At 59.3% G+C, this 21,672-nt stretch carries 17 protein-coding genes; 7 read left to right on the top strand and 10 right to left on the bottom strand.

Annotation, left to right across the window (positions count from 1 at the left end; genetic code table 11):
* Positions 1-22 precede the first annotated feature (22 nt).
* From AB4048_RS23600 to AB4048_RS23610, 3 genes are read right to left on the bottom strand one after another with little or no spacing between them, the layout of a single operon-like run.
* On the bottom strand, positions 23-343 hold the full coding sequence (locus AB4048_RS23600; RefSeq protein ID WP_442204427.1) for a hypothetical protein: 321 nt from the start codon (positions 341-343) through the stop codon (positions 23-25).
* A 28-nt stretch (positions 344-371) separates the two neighbouring features.
* Positions 372-1,586, bottom strand: a complete 1,215-nt coding sequence (locus AB4048_RS23605; RefSeq protein WP_442204428.1) for a GTP-binding protein — start codon at positions 1,584-1,586, stop codon at positions 372-374.
* Between the two features lie 12 nt (positions 1,587-1,598).
* Positions 1,599-6,311 carry a DUF4082 domain-containing protein gene (locus AB4048_RS23610; RefSeq protein WP_442204429.1) on the bottom strand — a complete coding sequence of 1,571 codons (4,713 nt, stop codon included), beginning with the start codon at positions 6,309-6,311 and terminating at the stop codon, positions 1,599-1,601.
* Between AB4048_RS23610 and AB4048_RS23615 the strand changes: the two genes are divergently transcribed.
* From AB4048_RS23615 to AB4048_RS23640, 6 genes are all read left to right on the top strand, one after another.
* Positions 6,310-6,648 carry a hypothetical protein gene (locus AB4048_RS23615; protein ID WP_442204430.1) on the top strand — a complete coding sequence of 113 codons (339 nt, stop codon included), beginning with the start codon at positions 6,310-6,312 and terminating at the stop codon, positions 6,646-6,648. The genes AB4048_RS23610 and AB4048_RS23615 overlap by 2 nt on opposite strands.
* An 804-nt stretch (positions 6,649-7,452) precedes the next feature.
* The gene (locus tag AB4048_RS23620) at positions 7,453-8,133 is read left to right on the top strand and encodes a sugar transferase (protein WP_442204431.1); all 681 of its coding nucleotides are present in this window, start codon (positions 7,453-7,455) and stop codon (positions 8,131-8,133) included.
* Between the two features lie 186 nt (positions 8,134-8,319).
* Positions 8,320-9,819 carry a GumC family protein gene (locus AB4048_RS23625; protein WP_442204455.1) on the top strand — a complete coding sequence of 500 codons (1,500 nt, stop codon included), beginning with the start codon at positions 8,320-8,322 and terminating at the stop codon, positions 9,817-9,819.
* A gap of 77 nt (positions 9,820-9,896) precedes the next feature.
* Complete coding sequence (locus AB4048_RS23630) at positions 9,897-10,697, top strand: CpsD/CapB family tyrosine-protein kinase (protein ID WP_442204432.1); 801 nt, start codon at positions 9,897-9,899, stop codon at positions 10,695-10,697.
* A gap of 103 nt (positions 10,698-10,800) precedes the next feature.
* Positions 10,801-11,736, top strand: coding sequence for a glycosyltransferase family 2 protein (locus AB4048_RS23635; protein WP_442204433.1), 936 nt, complete (start codon positions 10,801-10,803; stop codon positions 11,734-11,736).
* A gap of 125 nt (positions 11,737-11,861) precedes the next feature.
* Entirely contained in the window at positions 11,862-13,010 is a 1,149-nt protein-coding gene (locus tag AB4048_RS23640; RefSeq protein ID WP_442204434.1) for an alginate lyase family protein, read from the top strand.
* 57 nt (positions 13,011-13,067) lie between these two features.
* Here AB4048_RS23640 and AB4048_RS23645 read toward each other — a convergent pair whose 3' ends face one another.
* Positions 13,068-15,359, bottom strand: a complete 2,292-nt coding sequence (locus AB4048_RS23645; RefSeq protein WP_442204456.1) for a polysaccharide biosynthesis tyrosine autokinase — start codon at positions 15,357-15,359, stop codon at positions 13,068-13,070.
* Between the two features lie 446 nt (positions 15,360-15,805).
* Here AB4048_RS23645 and AB4048_RS23650 point away from each other — a divergent pair, with 446 nt between their 5' ends.
* Positions 15,806-16,750, top strand: coding sequence for a beta-1,6-N-acetylglucosaminyltransferase (locus AB4048_RS23650; RefSeq protein WP_442204435.1), 945 nt, complete (start codon positions 15,806-15,808; stop codon positions 16,748-16,750).
* Positions 16,751-16,760: 10 nt separating this feature from the next.
* On the opposite strand, the gene AB4048_RS23655 is transcribed toward AB4048_RS23650, so the two are convergent.
* The 6 genes from AB4048_RS23655 to AB4048_RS23680 are packed head-to-tail and all read right to left on the bottom strand — an operon-like array spanning position 16,761 to position 21,547.
* Positions 16,761-18,215, bottom strand: a complete 1,455-nt coding sequence (locus AB4048_RS23655) for an oligosaccharide flippase family protein (protein WP_442204436.1) — start codon at positions 18,213-18,215, stop codon at positions 16,761-16,763.
* 32 nt (positions 18,216-18,247) lie between these two features.
* Positions 18,248-19,291 (bottom strand): polysaccharide pyruvyl transferase family protein, encoded by a 1,044-nt coding sequence (locus AB4048_RS23660; protein WP_442204437.1) that lies wholly within the window; start codon positions 19,289-19,291, stop codon positions 18,248-18,250.
* 36 nt (positions 19,292-19,327) lie between these two features.
* Complete coding sequence (locus tag AB4048_RS23665; protein ID WP_442204438.1) at positions 19,328-19,795, bottom strand: acyltransferase; 468 nt, start codon at positions 19,793-19,795, stop codon at positions 19,328-19,330.
* Between the two features lie 8 nt (positions 19,796-19,803).
* Complete coding sequence (locus tag AB4048_RS23670; RefSeq protein WP_442204439.1) at positions 19,804-20,664, bottom strand: glycosyltransferase family 2 protein; 861 nt, start codon at positions 20,662-20,664, stop codon at positions 19,804-19,806.
* Entirely contained in the window at positions 20,661-21,155 is a 495-nt protein-coding gene (locus tag AB4048_RS23675; protein ID WP_442204440.1) for a glycosyltransferase, read from the bottom strand. Before AB4048_RS23675 ends, AB4048_RS23670 begins: the two co-directional genes overlap by 4 nt.
* The gene (locus AB4048_RS23680; RefSeq protein ID WP_442204441.1) at positions 21,152-21,547 is read right to left on the bottom strand and encodes a glucuronosyltransferase; all 396 of its coding nucleotides are present in this window, start codon (positions 21,545-21,547) and stop codon (positions 21,152-21,154) included. The genes AB4048_RS23675 and AB4048_RS23680 overlap by 4 nt, the downstream gene beginning before the upstream one ends.
* Positions 21,548-21,672 lie beyond the last annotated feature (125 nt).

The following is a 21,672-nucleotide window of genomic DNA, read 5'->3' on the forward strand; positions in this document are numbered from 1 at the left end:
GCCCCCTCGTCGACCTGACCTGCTAGTTGAAATTCGGCGACACGTTCGGCGCATGTGCGCCTGCCTGTGCCGTTGGCGCCTGCCCGGTCAGGTCGGCATCCTTTGCAATGTCTCCAACGCGGCGGACGGCCCCGGCTTCGACCAATCCGGCAAGCGCCTTCTGCATCAGATCGACCGCATTGGCGAAACCGTCGATCGGCATGATGATGCGCTGGCGAAGCTCTGCCTTCGGGGCATTCTTCTCGTCGCGCTCGGTGGCGGAAAGGCTGACCATATCAATTCGCACGATCGATCCGGTCACGGTAATTTCGCCGATGCCGTCAGCATAAAGTTCGTCTCTCATCGTCTTCTCCTTTTTGAAAAATCCAGTTTCAGGCGGCGTGCGGATAGACCCAAGGTGGGAAGGGGTCGTTCAAGGCTTGAGGCATATGCGGCGCGGCCACATTGGCCACGCATTCATCAAGCGCAGTCTTGAGTGCCTCTTTGTCCAAGCCCGCGCCGATAAAGACCAACTCCTGGCGGCGGTCGCCCCAGATCGGGCTCCAATGCTTCGCCAGGTGATTGCGAAACTGGTGATCAACGGGCCATTTGTCCTTGGAAACGGATGCCCACCAAAAACCTCTGGGTTGCGCCAGGCGTTGGCTGCCGGCAATCGACAGATGCCCTACCCATTGCGGCCGTGTCGCCAGCCAGAAATGACCCTTGGCGCGGATCAGCCCCGGCCAAGGGCGGTCTAGAAATTGATGGAAGCGTGCTGGATCAAAAGGCCGGCGCTCGCGGTAGACGAAGCTCGATATGCCGTACTCTTCGGTTTCCGGCAGATGAGCGGCAGGACTGTATAGTTCCTTATGCCAGAGAGGATGGGTGGCCGCCTTCACCTCGTTGAACAGGCCTGTTGCGAGGATGGTAAAGAGCGGCAGTCGGCCAAAATCGGTTTCGACCACACGCGCATCAGCATTGAGGGCTGCGACCAGAGCGCGGAGCTCGCGTCTCCTCTCCTCATCAACTTCGGAAATCTTGTTCAGGACGATCACATCGCAGAACTCGATCTGCTCCACCATGAGGTCGGTGATGCTTCGGCTATCGTCTTGCGCACGCACCTCGCCTCGGTCACGCAACAGATCGCGACTGGAGTAATCAGCGAGCAAACTTACGGCATCGACAACGGTCACCATCGTGTCGAGCCTTGCGACATCGCACAACGCCACGCCGGATTCGTCGCGAAAGGAAAAGGTGGCGGCAATCGGAAGCGGTTCGGCTATGCCTGTGCCCTCGATCAAAAGGTAGTCGAAACGGCGCTCTACAGCGAGGCGACGGATCTCGGTGAGCAAATCTTCCCTCAGCGTGCAGCAAATGCAGCCGTTGGTGAGTTCGACGAGGGTCTCTTCCGTACGCGAAAGGTCGGCGCCGCTTTCGCGTATCAGGTCCGCGTCAATATTGACCTCGCTCATGTCGTTGACGATCACGGCCACGCGCATGCCCTCGCGGTTGGCGAGGACGTGATTGAGAAGTGTGGTCTTGCCGGCTCCGAGGAAGCCGGTAAGCACCGTTACAGGAAGGAGGTCCGATTTCTTTTCCGTTTGCATCTCCGCGTCCTCCTACGCTGCCAACTGCGGGCGGAAGAGCACGTCGACATAGTAATTGCTCTTGTTGTAGCTGTTGGACGGGAAGAGGCCGCTGTCGCCGTAGGCATACCGTCCATTGCCACCCGCGAGCGCGTCGGACAGCCCGGTCAGATGGCCGTTGGTAAGCGACGAAGTGAAGAAATCGCCGGTCGCCGAATAGTTTCCGTTCGTGTGATAGGAAACGACATAGGTCGTTCTAGCGTCAATCTGAACCGGATTATCCAGCGCTACTGTCTGCCAGCCGCTATCTGTCTCATTGGTGAAAGTGGCACTGGCAAGGAGCGTGCCCGAAGCGGTCCACAGATGTGCGTCGTGTTCGCCAGTGTTCTGCGAGCCCTTGTAGAAGCTGATGCCCGTGATCGTGCCAGCGACGTCGGACTGGAATTTCATGCCGAGTTCGACTTCGTTCGGATCGGCGACATAGGTTTGGCTGGGGGTATCGCCGCTGAACAGCCTTACCGATTGGGCCGGATCTGTGACATTGAGCGACGCCTGCGCGGTGGCCGTACCGCCATGACCGTCGGAAATGGTATAGTTGAAGGATGCAGCGCCGAGGTAATTCGAAGTCGGCGTGAATGTGACGGTGTGGGTCTGGCTGTCGAAAGAGACGGTTCCATGGGAAGCATTCCCGACGGACAGGATCGACAAAGGGTCATTGTCGCGATCGCTGTCATTGGCCAGAAGTGCTGACGCCTGGATGGTAAGGGGCTTACTAATCTCTGTCGAAAATCCTGAATCGTTGGCCGCAACGGGGACATTGTTGGTCGAGGAACGCTGGTAAAGCACGTCGACCCAATAGTTGGTCGCGTTATAGCTTTGGTTCGGAAACAGCGATGACGAACCGTAAGCATAAAGGCCGTTTCCGCCGCTCGCGCCGCTTGCCGGTGCTGTCAGGTCGCCATTGGTGTACGCCGCAGAAAAATAGTTGGGGTCCGCGACATAGTGGCCGTTTGAATGATAGCTGGCGACATAGGATGTGCCTCCGCTGATCGCGATCGGATTTGCGAAAGTCAGCGTCTGCCAGCCGCTCGCGGTTTCGTTGGTGAACGTGGCACTGGCGAGCAATGTACCTGTCGAGCTCCATAGGGAGCCCGTATGCGTTCCCGTATCCTGCGCGCCTTTGTAGTAGCTCAACCCGGTGATTGTGCCATCGGAAGAGGCCACAAACCTGACGCCGAGCTCGACCGAGCCGCCGTCGTCCGCCGTCATGGCTGGGGTACTGTTTTGGCTGAACAGGCTCTCCGAGGTCGGAGCTCCGCCGACTGTCAGGCTGACCGTCGCGCTGGCCGTCCCACCCTGCCCATCGGCGACGGTGTAGGAGAAGCTCGCCGCGCCGGTGTAGCCCGCGGTTGGCGTGAAGGTGACGACTTTGTTCTGGCTGTCGAACGCGACGGAGCCGTGGCTTGCATTTCCAACGCTCGAAATGGAGAGAGGGTCGCCGTCGGCATCGGTGTCGTTTGCGATAAGGGTGGCCTGCGACACCGCGAGCGGCGTGTTGTAGAGCGCTGTGAAACCATTGTCGTTTGCCGCGACCGGCGCATGGTTCGCGATCGTGTTCTGATTGTAGACGACATCCACCCAATAGTTCGAAGCCTGGTAGCTGCCGTTCGGAAAATTGATGCCGCTGCCGTAGACAAACACGCCATTACCGCTGCCATCAGCATTCGAAGGGGCTGTCAGCGGCCCGTTCGTGAAAGCGGAACCAAAGTAGTTCAAATCGACGACATATGAACCGTCGGACAAATAGGCCGCGACATAAGTCGTTCCGCCGGTAATGCTGATGGGATTGGCAAAGTTCACCGTTTGCCACCCGCTAGCCGTCTCGTTGCTGAAGGTGGCACTCGCCAAGAGCGTACCGCTCGCTGACCAAAGTGAGCCGACATGCGTGCCGGTCATGCCGGCGGCCTTGTAAAAGCGTACCCCCGTGATTGTTCCGTTGGTCGACGCCACGAACTTGACGCCAAGTTCAACCGGCGTGTTTTCGTGCTGAACAGAACCGCTGGGACCGTCTGAGTCGCTGAAAATGGAGAGGCCTTGGCCGGCGGCGTCGACCGTCAAGCTGACGGTCGAAGAGGATGTGCCGCCCCGCCCATCAGCAATGGTGTAGCTGAACCCCGCCGCACCGCTGTAGCCGGCCGTCGGCGTGAAATGAACCACTTTTGTCTGGCTGTCGATCGAAACCGTACCGTGAGTGGCGTTGCCCACTGAAACCACCGTCAGCGGATCCCCGTTCGGATCGGTGTCATTCGCTGTGAGCGTATTGAAGGTCAAGGCCAGGGTGGAATCGCGTGAGACTATGAAGCCGGAATCGCTCGCCGCCACCGGCAACTGATTGGGATCGGGGGCGAAGACCACATCCACCCAATAGTTTCCGCCGACATTGGCGTTGGGGAATATGCTGCCGTCGCCATAAGCATAAACGGAGCCGTTCGCTGCCACAGAAAGAAAGCCGTTCGAATAGCCCTGTGCGAGATAGTTCGACGTCAGGGAGTAGTAACCGTCCGTGTGGTAGGAGGCGATATAGGTGGTGCCCGCGCTGATATGCACAGGACTGGAGAACGACACCGTCTGCCACCCGGAAAGCGTTTCATCGACAGAAACGCCGCTCGCGAGCAACGCGCCGGCGGACGTCCATAGATCGACCGTATGGTCGCCGGCGTTGTAAAACCCCTTGTAGAAACGGATGCCATCCACGTAGCCGGAGGTGGACGCCTGAAACTGAATTCCGAGCGAGACGGGATTGCGCTCTACCACTGTTTCTTCTGCCGGCTTGTTTGCGAAGGTCCAGAGGCTGGATGTTGACGGTAGGCTGACAGTCACCTGCTTGCCTGCGGACGGTGTTTCCAAGTTTAGGCTATCATCGACCGCCCGAGATTTGAGCACATAGCTGGCGCTGGCTTGCGCTATCCAGCTGTAACTCCAGGTCTCGCGGCCATCGGCCTTATGCCAGGTCTGTCCGCCGTCTGTAGAGACTTCTATGCCAGCCACCACCCCGCCGCCGGTGTCTTGTGCCGTGCCGGTAATCGTAACTCGCTGGCCCTCAACAAAGCTCGCCCCCAAAGACGGCGACGTGATCGTCGAAACCGGTGCCGTGTGGTCGGTGGACTGGGTGGCAAGCACGAGACTTGCCTGCAGCGTATCCGGCTGTATGCCCATGTCAGCGAACATATTGACCATCGCCTGCTGCACATTGGGGTCGACTGGCGTGGCCTCGGCCTCGTGATTGTCATCGAGCCCCCAAGACCAGTAGACAGTGCCGGCGCCGAACACGAGCGCGCCGCTTGCGGCACGGTACATGGTCAGACTATGCGTTGCGTCGCCCGGACCGACAGTCGAGCCATAGTCGTAGAGGTAGGTGTTGACCGATACCGTCGACAGGGAAAGATCGACCAGACCGTCCGGACGGAAACCGTTGTCGACATCCGAATCCCACTCGTAGCCCAGAAGGTTCGGCGTAAGCGACGCCGTCTCGCCTGGCTGAAGGTTGGCGATGTCGGTGTTGCGCCAGAAGCGGAACTTCGACATGTCATAGGGGATCGTCATTGTGTCGAGACGGTAGCTGTCGACCTGAAACATCGTGCCCGTGAGCGCGTTTTCGGGTTCCTGTCCAGGGTCGGCGAAGCGTGGATCACGCCAGGTGCCGGTCCCTATAACGCTCGGATCTATATCGGCATTCGCCCATGTTTCCTTGTAGCAAACCATCGTGCGGTAGGGCGTGCCGCTGCCGTCGATACTCGTCTCCCAGCGCACTTTCCAATAGCACTCGTTTCCGCTCCAAAACGCGAGATTTACGCCGCCGTCGCGTGCGGCTTCGACGTTGGTCCGCTGGTCGGCGGACCAGTATTCGTCGTGCCCGACAGATAGAAAAGCGTCATGATTGAGAAGCAGAGCGCCTGAGCGCGCAGTGTCGACCCCAGATATATAGGAGACATCGTAGCCGTTCTGTTCGAGCCAGCTAATCGCCGAGGACTCCGCGCCGAACACGAAATCCCAAGGGCCGCCGACTGGGCTCGTCGATGTGATAAACGGCCTGTTGTAGCTCACCGCATAGGCGCGGCCGATCGCCATAAGGCCGCAATGGCAGTTGGGCGGCATGTAGGCCATCATGTCGTCGGGATTGAGCGGGACGTCGCCTGTATACAGGCTGGCGCCACCCCATGCATTGTAGGCTTCCCAGGTCGTGTCCGACGTCTGGAATACGATATTGCTGGTGGAAGAGTCGTCGCGGACGATAAAGGGAATGATGTTCTCGCCGGCGGTCCCGTCCTCGCGCACGAGCTTGGCGATGTAGACACCGGAAACCGCATCAGTCGGTATTTGCCAGCTGGCCGAAACGCCCCAGTTGCCGCAGTCGATCAATCCCAGCGAATAGTCAACGATCGGATGCGGCTGGACTTGTGCGGAACTGAGGTTCTCTTCGATGGAATCCAATTTGCGCGCACCGTCGCCGCCATAGTAGCCGAGGCGGTAGATGTCGATCCGATAATGCGTTGAGTCCGTGGCGATCTTGAAATCGACGGTATCGCCGAGATTGACGCTGATCTGCGACGCGAAGCCCTGAATGTTGGTATCGCCAGCACCGGTTAGACCCCATTCGCTCTGCGGATTGCCCTGCTTCATGTTCTCAACGGCAATCTTGTTGAGCGTGACCTCCTGCGTGGCCGGCGCTAGCGCCGACTCCGCCATGATCGACATCGGCGCGGCAAGCATCATGGGCGCAGCCGCCGGTTCCACGTCGGACTGTTTCGCGCCGACCGCGTCAGACTGCGGAGCCGGTTCCGAGGTTGCGGAGAACCCGGTCGAAAATGTCCGCAGTGTGATCGGTAGGGATGCCGGACTGGCTTGCGCGGAGGTATCAGCCGCGCTCGTGGCAGTTGGATCCGATACGGTTGTGGTCGATTGCAATGCGAAAATCGATGTCGCTGCGGGCGTTTCTGAAGTTGAGCTATCCGCGACAGCAGCAGCAACGGCGGGACTGGCGGTTTCGGCGCTCACCGACGAAAAACCGGACACAGATTGTTGAGCGGGCGATCCGGCTACGTCGACGGCGACGGAAGCGTCAACCAATCCCGAAACAGGAACGGCGCAGCCGTGGGAAACGAATTCAGCGTGCCGCGACCCGGCTGCCCACTTCGTGTCGGTGATATGAAAAGTTCGTGTGAAGTCCGAGAGGGCAGCGCCCCGCTCCGCAAGAAAAGAGAGGAACGGATTGTTCCTTTTCGTCTGTCTGGACATTCCGCCGCCCCCGTACGCGAACTCACGCTACAGTATGTTGCAAAACATCCTCCGTTTTGGATCGCTGCACAGCATATCCATTTGGCGTAAACCGAAGACTTTTTGCTGAGCAAGCTCATTCAATTCGCTAACTTCGGCAACGATTTAGCGATGCAGTCACCTTTGGGCGCAGAATCAGCTCCGCTGGTCGTAGTAGGTTAACGGTTCACGCGTGTCGGCGGCGGGGCCAGAGCTCTCGCCTAGCCATCAGGGCGGGCGAGAAGCTCGCGTGGGATTCCGTTGTGAAAGGGGACCACCACGCCCTTTCAAGACTCCCGAAAAGTTCACTTTCCTTGAGACCTAGAGGCATCCGTTCGAAGCCATATTGGGCTTAAAGTGGAAGGCCCCTCCACCTCCTAAATCTAATTGCTTATCAGGGGATGTATTGATGCGTTCAATATAAATCGCTTAATAATGAATTAACTGAACAACTGTGCGCTTGCAGCAAAAATAAAACACAAACGGTTTTGCGCTCAAAGCGGATTTTCTTCTTCGCTTTGAGGACGATAAGCGGCGCGCTCTTGATAAAATTCAGTGTTTTCTTGGAGGGCACATGTCGCTCGATAGCAACCCATATCCGCAATCACTTGCGGTGCAGGATAGGTCACGCGGTTACTCCCAGGCCGGTTCAGTCTATTTGACGGCCAAACGCGGTTTCGACATTGCCGCGACCCTGATGATCGCTCCGATTGTTCTGGCCATTGTCGGCTTTTTGGCACTGCTGATCTGGTACGTAGACCGCCAGGGGGCTTTCTTCTGCCAACGACGGCTCGGGAAAGACGGCCGCCACTTCAACCTTTGGAAGATGCAGACCATGGTCCCGGACGCGGATCAGCGATTGCAGTCGTATCTGGAGACGGACCCCGTCGCGAAAGATGAGTGGGAGCGGACACAAAAGCTCGCGAACGACCCACGCATTACCCGGACGGGCCGCTTCTTGCGCAAATATTCCCTCGACGAGTTGCCGCAGCTGCTCAACGTCCTTCGCGGCGACATGAGTCTCGTAGGCCCGCGGCCAATGATGCCGCAGCAATTCCAAGCATATCCCGGCACTGCCTATCTCAGGCTGCGTCCAGGCCTGACCGGGCTTTGGCAGATCGGAGCCCGCAACCAAAGCACCTTTGCAGAACGCGCAATCTATGACGCTCGATACGCAAACACGATGTCTTTCGGCACTGATCTATGGATATTGATGCGGACACCTGCGGTGGTGTTCAAGGGCACCGGACTCTAGCTGTATCGGCGGCTGCTGATAAACGAGTTCTGTGAAGGCCACGCGCCTAGCCGGCGCGGTGGCCGATTCGATTCGGACCTTACGTTAGGTCAATCAACTCAGCCAAATGAACTAGGTTTCTCGCCCATAGACGATCTAGGACCGGTTCGGCATCCGTCTAAGATGGATGCTCGTGTGGTGTTTGCCATGTTCAGCGTGGGCGTTCCTAAAATGAATGATGTGGATGTACGGTTCTACCTTTCAATCTTGCTTCAGCGATTGCCCTATGTCTTGGGGATCGCTGGCCTGGCTGTAGGAATTTCCGTGGGCGTTGCCAGTTACCTGCCGCCTGTCTATCGAGCAAGCGCGAGGATCTTGGCGGAAGCTCCCCAAATTCCGGTCGATCTGGTGCGCTCGACAGTATCGATGAATGGGATGGAGCAATTACAGATTGTTCAGCAGCAGATAACCACCCGTGACGATCTTCTTGCCCTTGCTGACAAACTCGATATTTACGCCGACAGCGAAACCAAGCCTTCGAACGAGAAAATCGTCGACGACATGCGGGCTCGAATTACGTTCGATCAGTTGCAGCTGAATTCCGATAGCTCCGGGGCGGCCGTCTTCAGCGTAGGATTTCAGGCAAAGAATCCAGTCCTGGCGGCCAAGGTCGCCAACGAGTTGGCAACCTTGATTCTGCATAGGAACCAGCGCCAACGTGCTGACGTGGCGGGGAGCACACTGCAGTTCTTCGACGATGAGGTGGCGAGGCTTGGTGAAGAGCTTAATCGCACGGAGGCCGATATCCTCAGATTCAAGAACGAAAACAAGGATACACTTCCCGACAGTCTCGAGTTTCGCCGTCAGCAACAAAACAGCCAGCAGGCGAGACTGGTGTCGCTCGATCGCGAGGAATCCGACCTGCGGTCAAGACGGCGAAATCTTGTCGAGACCTACGGAACCTCCGGTCAACTGATGACCGCGGGCCCGATCTCGCCGGAGCAACAGATGCTCACCGACCTAAACCGCGCACTCGCAGAGCAGCTCGGGATGTTCGCCGAAACGAGCCCGAGCGTCGTCGCGCTTCGCGCTCGGATCGCTTCGCTGCAGGCGCGGCTCCACCCCACCGGCGATACCAAAACTGACCGCACGGTCGGCGGGAAACCAGTCACCCTACTCGATATGCAACTGGCTGACATCGATGAGCGGCTTCAGCTCATTGCCCGCGAGCGGTCGACGATTGTGAAAAACGTTGCCGACCTTACCAAGTCAATTGAAGCGACGCCCGCTGTCGAGACGGTCATGAACGCGCTCGAACGCACTCGCACGAACCTGCAGACACAGTACAATACCGCTATTGCGAAGCGTGCGGAGGCCTCGATCGGCAAACAGGTCGAGGCGAACTCCGACGGAGAACGCTTTTCGCTTCTTGAGTCGGCGACGCCGCCCGAGAAGAAGATAAGTCCAAAGCGCTGGCGTATCGTTGGTATGGGGGCGGCGGCGGGGGTTGCCCTCGGTTTAGGTTTCGCGCTTTTGCTTGAGATGTTGAACAAGACGATCCGCAGATCGTCCGAGGTGACGCAGGTGCTTCAGACCCAGCTGCTGGCTACCATTCCGTATATCGACGAGCCTAGAAGGAGGCGCATCGCAAACCGCTACTACCCCGTGCCTTTGATGGGGGCCTTCCGGAAGTTTCGCTCCGGTTGATGCTCTTCAGGGTGATGTCAACGTCTCGCTCTCAAACAATAATCAGGGCGGCTTCGAGCAAGTTCGGGACACGGATCATGGACCATACGAAAATATCATTGCAGAACGCCAAATCGCTTCCGATTTTCAAGCCACGGGGCGAACAGGCAACGCCGTTGTGCTTGCGGCCCGGCGATGAAACGCTTTGGGACGATCTTCCACCACTTGCAACGGACCCGCAGCTTCTAGCTCGCAATCGTATCATTGCGGCGAACCCGTCCAATCTGGCGTACACTGCATTCGACAAGATGCGGACACGGGTGCTGCGGCATCTGAGACAGAACAATTGGACATCGGTGGCCATTACCTCGCCGACACCCGGCTGCGGCAAGACGTTCGTGTCACTTAACCTTGCGTTCAGCCTCGCGAAACAACCCGATTGCCGCACGCTGCTCGTCGACTTGGACTTGAAGAGACCACAAATCGGCAAAACGCTCGGGATGGCGCCGAGCACGGGAATGGAAGATCTTCTTAAGGGCAAAGCCGATCTGCATGATACGTTCGTGCGTTGTGGCGGTAATCTGGCCATTGCCGCCAATAGAGAGCCGGTGCAGTTCTCGGCGGAGCTGTTGCAGAGTCCGGAGACGGCGAACGCCCTGCGGGAAATGCGGCAACGAATGCGCCCGGATGTCCTCCTGTTCGATATGCCACCCATGATTCCGACCGACGACGTCATCGCGTTTCTTGCGAACGTGGATTGCGTGATCCTGGTGGCTGCGGCCGGGCTCAGCACGGTAAGCGAAGTCGATGCATGCGAGCAGGAACTGGCGGCGCACACCAATGTCCTTGGGGTGGTCTTGAACAAGACTCGAGATGAAACCGAAAAGTACGGCTACTGAGGACTTTCGCGACGACGCGATCAGCCAGGGATGAGGTTTGGTCGCTCGGCCGATGGTCACGATAGACGCCCATCAACAGCTAGCAATTTGCAGGGGACGGAAGATGGCAGTGCTGACAAGCGAGTTTCAGGATCAAGGACGCGAACGGATGTCGACTTCCTGGGATGAAACCCGACCGCTTGCGCTGGTGATCGTGACCTATAACAGCTCGGAGGTTTTGCCGGGGTTGCTGGACTCGCTGATGGCCGGTCTCGAAGGTGTCGAAGACTTCGAAGTGGTTGTTGCGGACAATGCCTCGGCAGATCGGTCCGTCGATATCGCTCTTGCTCATCCGATAGGGGCACGCGTCGTCCAGACCGGCAGAAATGCGGGCTATTCAGGCGGCATAAACGCCGCAACCGATACGATCGCAATTCACAAGAACATTCTCATTTTGAATCCCGATGTTCGTCTCTATCCGGGCGCTGCACGGGTTCTCAACGAACGGCTGCGCGACCCCTCCATCGGTATCGTGGCACCCCAGATCATCGAGGAAGACGGCAGCATCCACCGATCGTTGAGGCGTGAGCCATCGATCACGACGGCGTGGGCGGATGCGCTCCTCGGTACGAAAATCGCAATCCGGCTTGGGCTCAGCGAAATCGTCGAGGACGCGACAACGCTGGAAAAAGGGGGCTCGGTTGAGTGGGCGGTTGGTGCCGTCCTCGCCATCTCCGCGCGTGTCCGCCAAGCCGTCGGCGATTGGGACGAATCGTTTTTCCTGTATAGCGAAGAGGTCGATTACCAGGAGAGGGTTCGCCGCCGGGGGTTCACTATTTGCTACACCGTGTCTGCAAAGGCGACCCATATTGGCGGAGACATCACCGAGAATCCGACGTTATGCAGCCTGATGTCCGCCAATCGCATCCGGTACTTTCAGAGGAGGCACGGTCGGTTCGCGACCGGTCTGTTTAGACTTGCCGCCATTGTCAGCGGGATCATGCGCTCGCCGCTTGGTCTGAGACACCGCGCAGCCCTGCGGGGGGCGCTGACGGCCTAGTTGCTAACCAATTCTGCGGTGACTTTTGCCTGGCCAAAAGATGCCGCGGCGATTTGCCCGCCTCGAATTCCTTATTATGCGCCCATATCCGGTCTAGGACAGGTCGATCGGATACGAGGTGCCAGATGGGTTTCGAAAAACGGAAGATGTTGCGCGGCGTTGCGGTAGCCTGCATCAGTCTGGCATTACCCGGCACAAGCCTTGGCCAGCAAAATCCGCGGCTGAAATACATGTTCCGCTTGCCGCCGCCGCACGTCACGGCATCTCAGCCATTCTCCTGCCCGGCTCCCGTCGCACCACTCGTCGACATGTCGAACATGCACACCTTCTACGCCGCGGACGCGACGCAATCGGTGATCGATAAGAAGAAGATGGATGATTATGTCCAGCGCACAAAGGCGCCGGACCGGCAAAAGAAGATCCTGACCGGGCTGGTGAAGGCGGCGATAACGAGTTCGGGCGACCGCCCAGAAATCGCGTCCTGTATCCTGACGCAACTCGACGCCTGGGCCGACGCCGGCGCGCTCCTGCAGAATTTGGATGAGAACAACCCGACCTACCACCGCCAGGCGGTGTTGGTGATGATCTGGACCGTGATCGGCTTTGCCAATGCCTATGAAGCTGCGTCTGAGATCGCGCCCGTTCCGCCAGCGAGCAAAGAGAAGATCGAGGGATGGTTCCGGCAGCTTTCCAACGTGATCATCGCGGAGTTTACGCCGCCCGCTACGGCGCGGCCGAAGAAGGAGCAGTGGCTGGACGGCAATAGCAACCACCGTTACTGGGCAGCGGCAGCGGTCGGCGTCATCGCCGTGCATCTTGACGACAAGAAGCTATTCGACTGGTCGATGAGCGTCCTGCACTCCGCACTTGCCGAGGCGAATGCCGACGGCAGCCTGACGCGCGAACTGCAGCGGGGCGGAAAGTCACTTCATTATCAGAACTACGCCATGAAGCCGTTGGCGATCCTGGTGAGACTGGCAGACGCCAATGGCGTGCGGTTCTCCCGCGAAGAAGAGGAAAAGCTTTCCGCGGTCGCCCGGTTTTCGGCACAAAGCTTCGAGCACCCCGAGCAACTTGAAGCGCGCCTCGGCATCAGACAAGAGAAGAAGCCCGACATGATCGAATGGATCGATGCGCTCGACGACCATTTTCACCGCAGCGATCCGCAGCTTGCAAGCGATCTTGAGCGGATCGCCGACCCCGTCCGCGCAAGTTTCGACAAGGGCTGCACCGTCACCTGCACGACGATGCTCGAAAACGGACAGACGAATTAGGGTTGCAGGAAAAGGTGCGGCGGCCCTGGGGCCGCCGCGCGCCATTTTCCATGATGTTCAGACTTGCTGGTAGTAGCTGCTGTAGCGCGAATAGTAGTACTCGCTGGAGCCGAACTCGCGATAGAGCTTGAGCTTTTCGGTGTCGACCTTGTTGAGGATCACGCCGAGGCATTTTTCCGCAATGATCGGGTCGGCGCCAAGCGTCTGACGCACGACGTTGCGCGCAGTCTTGCCCCATTCGACGACCACGACGAAGCCATCCACCTTGCTCGCAACAGCGCGTGCATCGACGACCGGCCCGAGCGGCGGCAGGTCGAGAATGATATAGTCGAACTGTGCGGCCGCAGTATTGAGCAGTTGGGACATACCGGCGGAGGCCAAGAGCTCCGAGGAATGTGGCACCCTCTGCGTGACGACCGCTGGCAGGAAGGCCATCCTTGTTTTCGGATCGAGCAGAAGGAGATCCTGGATCGGTCGTCCGGACAGAACCGCTTCCAGAATACCCGCATCCGCATGGCGACCGATCGCGCGCGTGGCGCCCGGATTGCGCAGGTCAGCGTCGATAAGCAGCGTTCGCGCCCCCTGCCCTGCCAGAAGCTCGGCGAAATTGATGGCGATCGTCGACTTTCCCTCGCCCGGCAGCGTCGAGACGATGCCGATGATCTTCGACTTCCTGTTGATGTTGAGATCAGCGGCGATCTTTGCCCCACGCAGCGTTTCGGCAAAGGCGGAATGCGGATGCTCGATGACATAGTCGGCCAGCGCGCTCGGCTTGCGGATTGCGCGCGGATGAAGATCGTCGCCAGCGATCTGCATGGTTGAGCCCAGATCCTCGCCCTCCACGATGGGCGCGATGCCGAGGAATTCGACGCCAAGCACATCGCGGACCTGCTGGCCGGTTCGGAAGAAGCGATCGCGGAACTCGCGAAACGCGCCGATGCCCGTGCCAGCGGCAAAGCCCGCGATGAGCGCGAGCGCCAATGAAAGCGACGTTTTCGGCTTGCTAGGGCTGTCTGGCGGCGTGGCGCGGTTGATCATGCGCGCCTCGGTGATCGGGAAGGACTGCTGCTGGATGGCCTCCTGATAGCGCTGCAGGAACGTCTGATAGAGGTTCTTGTAGGAATCCGCTTCCCGCTCCAGTTCGCGCAGCTGTACCTGCGTTTCGTTGGCCGTGGCGCTGACGCCGGTCGCGTTGGCGACGTTTTCGGAAAGGTTCTTCACGCGCGCCTTCGCCACGTCCAGTTCGCTCTGGTAACTTTGCGAGATCCGCGACAGCTCGTCGAACAGAAGCCGCTGGTATTCCTTCATCTCGTTGCGAAGACGGACGGCCTGCGCGTGATCAGGCCCAAGTCGGGCGGAAAGCTCCGCCTCGCGCTTGGAGGCGTCCAGATATTTGCTGCGAAGATCGTTCGAAATCTGACTGGCGAGTACGTCGGACACAATCGCGCCGGGATCGCCGGAGTCGAGGATCGACTTGATGCGGTCGTACTTCGCCTGCGATTGCGCCATTTGTGCCTGCGAAGCGATAAGCTGGCTGTTGAGCTCCGTGAGCTGCTGGTCTTGCACAAGGACGCCGGCGTTGCCGGGCGTTCCGCCCGTGGCAACAAGGCCATTGGCGGTGCGGAATTTCTGCACCGCAAGGTCGGTCGCAAGCGACTTCTGGCGCAACTCGTCAATGCGCGCCAGAAGCCATTCGCTGGCCCGCCGCGTGGCCTCGTACTTCGAATTCAGCTTGTCGCTGAGATAGGCGTCGGAGATGGCGTTCGCTACCTTGGCCGCAACGTCCGGCGACGGCGAGGTATAGGAGATGTCGAGCACATAGGACCGGTCGACGCGCTCGATGTTGATCGAATCGCCGAGCGTTTCGAGTGCAGCCTGGCGCTTGCTGTCTGGGTCCTGCGGGACGTTCTTGTCGGGTATAAGTCCGATTGCGCGTAGCGTTGAGACGACCGCCGACTTGACCGCGGCGACTGGAGAGCCTCCGCTCGCATTGAACGCGGGATCATCGGGAAGCTTGAGCGTGTCGACCACCGACAGCCCGATCGTATCGGACTTCAGAAGCTCGACCTGGCTCAACACCATGGCATCGTCGTCGAGCGCACTGCCAATCGCCCCGCCGATCGTCGCAAGCTGGTCGACTACCTTGCTCGTATCGCGGTCGATCAAGAGGCTGGACTTGGCGGTATAAAGCGGTTTGGCGATCAGCAGATAGACAATGCCGAGCACGAGACCGGCAAGCATGGCGATGGCTACCACGCGCCATTGGCGCTTAACGATTGCCAGCAGATTGTCGACATCGATCGTCAGGCCAGCGGGCGGCTTTTCGGACCAACTCTCCTGCGGAGAGATTTCGAATTGGGGGTCGTGTAACTGCAAACGCAAACCTCGTTTGGAACAGACGGTCGCCGTGGAAACAAAGAGGCGATTGACGAAAGCAGCCTGAGCCACTTGCGTCATGTACCGTCAGATTCGTGTTGTCGGATCGAGTTGGCGCTCCTCGTCCGAAATGGGACAACCGCTTCGGTTGCCATCGATATGTCCGCCCCGCAGCGCTCGGCACGACGGTACGGACTTCCCTACGGGAGCCTCGGAGGCACCCTACTTGCGCGTTAGCGGACCGACTTGTCCCTGAGGAATGCGGCAGATTTCTGATTTCGGCTGCCATCGTCTGTTCGCAATGTGGGGCGAGAAGGCAAAGGGTCAACGCGGTTGACTTCGGCGGCGCGAAATAAGTTTGCTGCAGTGCAGCGAAGTGCGATGCGCGCTATCAAGAAAACGGAGGCCACTTACAGAATATGTTGCTGTTTCTCATTCAAAGCCACCGCAATCCCGCTCAGATCAGCCAGTTGGTCGCGACGTTGCGAAGGGGTTGCCCAGAATCGCACGTGGTTATCAGCCACGATGACCGCTCGCCTCCCCTGGATCCGGCAATGTTCGGTAACGACCAGCGGGTGCATTTGACCACTGGCCGTGGCGGGCGGGGCGATTTTCTGATCGTCGATGGATATCTTTCCGCCCTTAAGTTCATTCGCGACAGGGGGATCGATTTTGAGTGGCTGGTCAACCTCAGCGGCAGCGACTATCCGGTTTCGTCGCTGCGCACGCTTTCCGAGGAGCTGGCGGCCACCGGGACGGATGGTTTTCTGCATCACTTCGACGTCCTCAAGGAGGATCCGCGGGAAATGGCGCCAATGTTTTGGCCGCAGGGCCACGGGCGCGACCGCTACTATTTTCAGTACCGCAAGCTCAGCGACACTTTGAGCGCGACGCAGCGCAAAGTGCTGGCCGCCCCCCGCATCGCCATGGAGCGCTTCTCGCTGCCGTATCGGCTGAACACGGCCTATGGGCTGCTCGTCGGCAGAGAGGCGCGGCAGGCGCCATTTTCCACTGATTTCCGCTGCTATGCGGGGAGCTATTGGCATATCCTGCGGCGGAAGTGCTGCGACTATCTGCTTGACTTCGCGCAGGAAAAGCCAGGCATCGTCGACTACTTCCGCCATGTCCTCATTCCGGATGAAGCCTTCTTCCAGACCGTCCTCGTGAACAACAGCGCGTTCAACTTCACGAATGACAACAGGCGCTACTACGATATGCGCGGGTCTCGCCACGGTCACCCGAAGGTGTTGCGCGAGGCCGACCTCCCGGAGTTCACGACCGGCGCGTACTTCTTCGCTCGCAAGATCGAGGCGGAGAGTGGTGCGGGCATCTATGAAAAGCTGAACCAGATCGCGTTGGCATGAGGCAAGTCGCTTAAGCGGGCTTGCCTCTCGCCCGCCTGATCTGTCCGACCAGCAGACCGACGGTGGTCCGGTCCAGCAAGGCAACGAGCGCGAGATAGGAAAGCGCGCCCGTCGCGCAGAGAACGCCGAGCCGCGACATGGGCGGCCATTCACTGAGCTGGCGAGACAGCGCATAGACGATCACGCCCATGAAGACAGTTGCCAGGAACGGTCTTGCGGAGGAGGTTATCTGCCGCCAAGCGCTGATCTTCAGATATCGGTCGATCGCGTAGAAGCTCCATGGGAGGCCGATCAAGTGGCGGGCCACCCAGGCAAGTCCGATGAAGTGAAGTGTCTGGCCACTGGTCATGAAACCTCCGGCAAGCGTGACGATGCAGCAGATGACGGAATAGATGACGAGCGAGGACTGGTGGCCCTGTGCTCTAAGAGCCGGGCCGACCAGGCTGCGCGGGAAGGCAATGACCCAGCCGAGTGCGGCAAGCTGGGTGATTTCGACGCCGCGAGCCCAGCGTGCATCGAAAATCGTGCCCATGGTGTCCGGCATGACGACCGCGATGCCCATGAAAATTGGCGATGCCACCAGCGTGATCAGGTGGGTTACGTTCAGGAAAGCCTCGGTTGGATCGCGCCCCGCCCGTTTCAGGGCGGCGAAAATCGATAGTCCGAAGCGGATCGAGAAGGTCTGTACGAGGTTCGCTGTCTCGTCGACCAGTCTCTGCGCAAACTGGAAATAGCCGAGAATGGTGGGTCCGTGGATATAGCCGATGATCAGCCAGAAGAAGCGCGTCATCAGGCTCCACACGAGGCGTTCGAAACTCAACGCGCCGCCGAACCGCACGAGGCTCTTGAAGTCGCCGTGATGATATCTCAGGCGTGGCCACCGTGACATGGTGAAGAGAAGGACGATGCCGGAGACGAGTGCGCCGACGATGTTGCCGAAGATGATCGCCCAGGCTCCGAAGTGTAGATAGGCGAAGATTGCGGTGGAGACCAGAAGGGCAAGGCGCCCGAGCGTCATTCTCAGCGTCAGCGCGGCTGCCCGCATCTTTCGTGCGAGCAGCCCGGAGGGCACGGCAAGAAGCGCGTTGAGCGGCGGAATGATCGCTGCGACCCGGATCAGGTCGGTGATCAGCGGGTCGTCGTAGAATCGGCCGACAGGACCAGCGACCAGGAAGGAGACGATTGCGGCTCCGCTTGCGAGCACCAATGCGCCAGTAAAGGCAGAGTCGGTAAGCCGCGTGTCGGACGACGGGGCGCCGACGACTGCGTCGGAGATCCCCATCGAGGCAAGGATCTCGATCGTGCCGACGATCGCCATAACGATTGCCGCATGCCCCATGTCGACGGGCTTCAACAGCCAGGTAAGCAGGAAGATCTGGCCGATGCCGACGATGCCGTTCATCACACCTTCGCCGACCGCCCACGGCACTGCAGCAACGACTTTTCGGGTCAGGCGTTTGGTCATGCGGCCGATTTTCTCCGGTATTTTCTGTTCATTCAGGCGGATGTCTGCTTGTCGGCGCTCTCGAGGAGGGGGGATTCGCTGAGCCAGGCGCGTGCATAGCGATGCAGCTTGCCATAGTGCCCGTCGCCGAAGCGAACCTGCTTGCCCATGAGTGCGCCGAGGATCATGCCGTGAAGGCGATCGGTATCGATCCCCGAATAGGGCTCCAGCTTGTCGACCGCGCGCTTGATGAGCTTGTCGCGGAAAATACGCCAGAGCGCATAATTTGAGACGACGCCCTGGAGCGGATTGTCGATGACCTGCCATTTGCGCAAGGCGCGGATCGTGAAGACGTCGTTTGCGCTCTTCAGATCGTCCCAGTCGAACGCGCCCCTATCGAGGCGGTCGCCATCTCGGGTTTCTTTGTCCCGTCGCCGCTGGATCAGCATCTCGCCGTTTCCGTTTCCGGATGCCGGGAGCCGGCCCCACAGCTGGTGGGCCATATCCGGCATGACGTCGCCAGGCAGTCCGCACTCGTCGCGGACAAAAGCCAGGGATTCGGCGTCCCGGACGAAAATGAAGAGCTGCTTATGCTTGCCGAAAAGGCGCGCGGCGCGCGTCTGTGCTTCCCGGCTGCCGAAATGGATGGACTGCGGGAAGATGACGATGCGGGTGTTTGGATAGCGCTCGACGATGAACTCGCGGAACTGCTGGAATTCCGGCCAAATGTCCCCGAAATTGCCGCCGCCGTGCATGACGATGGTGGCACCGTTTCTGGAAACCAGTTCGTCCAAACGCCGGATCGACGGTTTCAGTCGGATATTTGGTTCGGTCTTGACGATGCGTTCGCAGAAATCATGGGTGCTGAATTTGCCAAGAACGCGGTAGCCGTGATCCTGCAGGAAGGCGTCGGCGCCCTGGTGGATGAGGAGGTCGCCGACGTTGTCGTGGACTGGATAGTCAAGGTAGACGAGGGGCCGATCCACCGGCAGCACCGCCTTGATCTCCGCCAGCCGTTGCTTCAACTGCGCCATCATCAAGCGGTGTGAGGCCGAACCTCTGTGTTGGTCCATGATTTCCGTTGCGTCGATCAGCATTTATCTCTCCGAGTTGGGCGAAGGGTCTGAACCCGGTCAAACAGCGGCGCGGGACGCCGGTATTTCGGCTTGCAGCACGCGTGCTTTAACACGCCCGAATTCCATGACCTCGATGCCTGATTTGATGATTCTGGCGGGATTTCCGCCGACGGCGGTGGCCGCCGGCACGTCCTTCGTGACGACACTGCCGGCTCCGACGATACTGCCGTCGCCGATGGTCACGCCGGGCAGAATGATGCTGCGCGCGCCGATGAAGCAGTTCTTGCCAATAACGGTATCGGTCTTGATCGCCCGCGTCATGTCGTGGCTAAGGATCGCCGCGTCGAACGCGACGTAGGTATGGGCGCCGATATGGACCCCCTTGGGATAGGTCAGGTCCACCCGCGCGCTCAGCGACAAAACCGCGGTCGGATGGATGTCCATGCCCCATATGTGCACGTGGTACCAGCGCCTGCACTTGACCAGGAAACGCTGTAGTTTGATCAGTTTGTTGAGGGAGCGCATCGTCCGTCCTAACCGGTCTGGATCACGGCTCGAAGCGCGCCGAGATAGTTTCTGAACGGCATGTGGCCGGAAGCGACATACCAGCCTCCGACCGCAATTTTACGCGCCGCGGCTGAAAAGCCCGCCGAACTCCTCAACGCGTATCGCGTCACCGCCTTGAGCGAACCGGGATAATAGGACGTCCGAAACTGCAGATCTGGATCGCGGTGACCGACAACCGGCGCGTCGACGAAGCGGCGGTCGCGGGCTGCGTAGTAAGCCCTGATCGCATAATCTGTGTCCTCGCCTCCCATCAGGGTTGCGCCGACGCCGAGACCTTCGTCGAACCCGCCTATTGTCTTGGCGATTCTGCCCCGAACGAAGATCGTGTTCGAGGACGCGCGCGAGATCGTGTCCTGCAGCCCCGGCCGCCGTGCCGGGAAGGACGCCGCGGACTCTGGCTCGGCTCCGTAGCGGCAGAACCAGAAATCAAGCGGCTTCTCCTCAGAAAAGGCTTCGCAGACGGTTTCCAGAGTGCCCGCCGGATACCAGCAGTCGTCGTCCGGGAAGCACAATATGTCCTCGTCGGCGAGGCCTTCCCAGGCTTGCCCGATGAGCATGTTGCGTGCTCTTGAAAGAGATACCCTCCGGTCGATCACTTCGAGTCGCACCCATGCAGGAAAGGCTGCCCCTGATGCAGCCAGCCGCTCGCCGTCACATCGCTGCAGCAAGAGGAGAAGCCTGACGGCAACATCCGGATTGCGGTCGGCGAAGTCCTGCACCGAGCCGATCATGCGCGAAAGGTGCTTACGACGATCCGAGAGCATGTCAGTCGTCGAGATCATCACCAAGGCCGGGCGGCGTTTGGAACTCTCCTGTCCGCCCGTCAATGGTTTGCGCCTCTCACTGCGTCGCGGGCTTCGCGATGCAGGAAGGTGAGTAGGCGCCGGCGGCCGGCCGATGCCGCTTCCTCGGGGACCGGCGGCATCAGCGGGCCGTCCAGAAGCCGCAGCAACTCTTCCTTGTTGTGGGCAATGTAAATGCCACGCCGTTCACCGAGCTTGGAGACAGTTGCGAGTTGATGATCGTTGCGGTGTTCGCCGAACTCGGCTTTGCGCGGGACGAGCACGATCGGCTTGCGATACTTATAGGCCTTCAGCACCGTGCCGATGCCGGCATGGGCAACGATGACGGACGCTTGCCGCAGCATTGCCTCGAATTCCGCCGGTGCCATTGATGCGCTTGCGCGGATGTTTCGCGGCGTATATTGGCCCGCGCCGGTTTGCGCAAAGACCTGATCTTTCAGGGCAGGAGCCAGCTCGTCCATCATCTGGATCAACCGGTCGAACGGCAACTGGGTCCCAACGGTCACGACGATCATAGCAATTCTCCTTCGTAGAGCGGGCCGCCCGAGTGCGACAGATGCTTCCATTGCGTCAGGCGGGTGCCAGCGAAATGGCGGGCGATCCTTCCCGATAGGGAAAGTTGTTCTGCGTTGGCGAAGCTTTCGACCCAAATCGTTTTGGCGCCGATCAGCTTGCCCATGGCAAGGCAAAGCAGACCGGGTGCTGCCCCTGTCGTCACGACCATCTTCGGGCGAACGGAAAAGATGAGCCTGGCACATTGCCAAAGGCATCTGGCGGTTTCGAGTGGCCGGTCGCGATTGCAGTCGCTGACGACCCTGCCGTTTGGCACTTTGGCTTGTTCGAGAAGTTCTCGCTTGGTCGTTACGAAGAGGACTTCCATGTCGGCGAAGGCTTCGCAGAGCAGCATCAGTTGCTCCCAATGCCCTCCCTCAGAACCAATGGCCACTATGTCCACTTTTGTCGTCATAGGCTTGTACCCCCTGACCTTGAAATGGGTTTCGTTTCGGCCTTAGGCCTGATGAATTGTCGTTT

It is taken from the genome of Rhizobium sp. RAF56 (genome assembly GCF_052113965.1).
Lineage (GTDB): Bacteria > Pseudomonadota > Alphaproteobacteria > Rhizobiales > Rhizobiaceae > Rhizobium.

Bases quoted from the DNA above. Each gene is read 5' to 3' on its own strand.
- AB4048_RS23600 (WP_442204427.1), bottom strand. From the start codon at position 343: ATGAGAGACGAACTTTATGCTGACGGCATCGGCGAAATTACCGTGACC.
- AB4048_RS23605 (WP_442204428.1), bottom strand. From the start codon at position 1,586: ATGCAAACGGAAAAGAAATCGGACCTCCTTCCTGTAACGGTGCTTACC.
- AB4048_RS23615 (WP_442204430.1), top strand. From the start codon at position 6,310: ATGATCGACATCGGCGCGGCAAGCATCATGGGCGCAGCCGCCGGTTCC.
- AB4048_RS23610 (WP_442204429.1), bottom strand. From the start codon at position 6,311: ATGGCGGAGTCGGCGCTAGCGCCGGCCACGCAGGAGGTCACGCTCAAC.
- AB4048_RS23620 (WP_442204431.1), top strand. From the start codon at position 7,453: ATGTCGCTCGATAGCAACCCATATCCGCAATCACTTGCGGTGCAGGAT.
- AB4048_RS23625 (WP_442204455.1), top strand. From the start codon at position 8,320: ATGTTCAGCGTGGGCGTTCCTAAAATGAATGATGTGGATGTACGGTTC.
- AB4048_RS23630 (WP_442204432.1), top strand. From the start codon at position 9,897: ATGGACCATACGAAAATATCATTGCAGAACGCCAAATCGCTTCCGATT.
- AB4048_RS23635 (WP_442204433.1), top strand. From the start codon at position 10,801: ATGGCAGTGCTGACAAGCGAGTTTCAGGATCAAGGACGCGAACGGATG.
- AB4048_RS23640 (WP_442204434.1), top strand. From the start codon at position 11,862: ATGGGTTTCGAAAAACGGAAGATGTTGCGCGGCGTTGCGGTAGCCTGC.
- AB4048_RS23650 (WP_442204435.1), top strand. From the start codon at position 15,806: ATGTTGCTGTTTCTCATTCAAAGCCACCGCAATCCCGCTCAGATCAGC.
- AB4048_RS23655 (WP_442204436.1), bottom strand. From the start codon at position 18,215: ATGACCAAACGCCTGACCCGAAAAGTCGTTGCTGCAGTGCCGTGGGCG.
- AB4048_RS23660 (WP_442204437.1), bottom strand. From the start codon at position 19,291: ATGCTGATCGACGCAACGGAAATCATGGACCAACACAGAGGTTCGGCC.
- AB4048_RS23665 (WP_442204438.1), bottom strand. From the start codon at position 19,795: ATGCGCTCCCTCAACAAACTGATCAAACTACAGCGTTTCCTGGTCAAG.
- AB4048_RS23675 (WP_442204440.1), bottom strand. From the start codon at position 21,155: ATGATCGTCGTGACCGTTGGGACCCAGTTGCCGTTCGACCGGTTGATC.
- AB4048_RS23680 (WP_442204441.1), bottom strand. From the start codon at position 21,547: ATGCTGCTCTGCGAAGCCTTCGCCGACATGGAAGTCCTCTTCGTAACG.